Origin of the sequence: Bradyrhizobium sp. BRP56 (genome assembly GCF_020194035.1) — a bacterium.
Taxonomy (GTDB): Bacteria; Pseudomonadota; Alphaproteobacteria; order Rhizobiales; family Xanthobacteraceae; genus Bradyrhizobium; species Bradyrhizobium australafricanum.
Genome location: NZ_JADYVV010000167.1, coordinates 1 through 1334 on the forward strand (window position 1 = coordinate 1; position 1334 = coordinate 1334).

General features: G+C 61.7%; 1 protein-coding gene. It reads left to right on the forward strand.

Features of this window, described 5'->3' with window-relative positions:
* Window positions 1-1334, forward strand: a 1334-nt coding sequence (sufB, locus tag I6F38_RS43180) for a Fe-S cluster assembly protein SufB (RefSeq protein WP_225164683.1), incomplete at both ends; no start/stop codon positions are given.

Consider the following 1334-nt stretch of genomic DNA (forward strand, 5'->3'; position numbering starts at 1 on the left):
GCTGTACAAGAGACGGTCGAGCGCGTCCGGCGCATCGACGTCGACCAGTATCGATATGGGTTTGAGACGCTGATCGAGTCCGACAAGGCCCCGAAGGGGCTGTCGGAAGACACCGTCCGCTTCATCTCCGCAAAGAAGAATGAACCGGCCTGGATGCTGGAATGGCGCCTGGAGGCGTATCGCCGCTGGCTGACCATGACCGAGCCGACCTGGGCGCGCGTCGACTATCCGAAGATCGACTACCAGGACATCTACTACTACGCGGCGCCGAAGCCGAAGAAGACGCTGTCCTCGATCGACGAGATCGATCCGGAAATCCTCAAGACCTACGAGAAGCTCGGCATCCCCCTGCGCGAGGTCGCGATCCTCGAGGGCGTCGAGCCGCCGCCTGGTGGTGAGCAGACGCCGAACCGCAAGATCGCGGTCGACGCCGTGTTCGATTCGGTCTCGGTTGCGACCACCTTCCAGAAGGAGCTGAAGGCGGCCGGCGTGATCTTCATGCCGATCTCGGAGGCGATCCGCGAGCATCCCGAGCTGGTGCAGAAATATCTCGGCACCGTGGTGCCGACCTCGGACAACTACTTCGCGACATTGAATTCGGCTGTGTTCTCCGACGGCTCGTTCGTCTACGTGCCGCCGGGCGTGCGCTGCCCGATGGAGCTGTCGACCTATTTCCGCATCAACGAGCGCAACACCGGCCAGTTCGAGCGCACGCTAATCATCGCCGACAAGGGCTCCTACGTCTCCTATCTCGAGGGCTGCACCGCGCCGCAGCGCGACGAGAACCAGCTGCACGCCGCCGTGGTCGAGCTCGTTACACTCGACGATGCCGAGATCAAGTATTCGACGGTGCAGAACTGGTACCCGGGCAATTCGGAAGGCAAGGGCGGCATCTACAATTTCGTCACCAAGCGTGGCGACTGCCGTGGTCGCAATTCGAAGATCTCCTGGACCCAGGTCGAGACCGGTTCGGCGATCACCTGGAAATATCCGAGCTGCATCCTGCGCGGCGACAATTCGAGCGGCGAGTTCTACTCGATCGCGATCTCGAACGGCTTCCAGCAGGTCGATAGTGGCACCAAGATGATCCATCTCGGCAAGAACACGTCGAGCCGGATCATCTCCAAGGGCATCGCCGCCGGCAAGTCGCAAAACACCTATCGCGGCCTGGTCAGCGCCCATCGCAAGGCAACCGGCGCACGCAACTACACCGCCTGCGACTCGCTTCTGATCGGCGACAAATGCGGCGCGCACACCGTGCCCTATGTCGAGGCCAAGAATTCCTCGGCGACGTTCGAGCATGAAGCGACGACGTCGAAGATTTCCGAGGACGT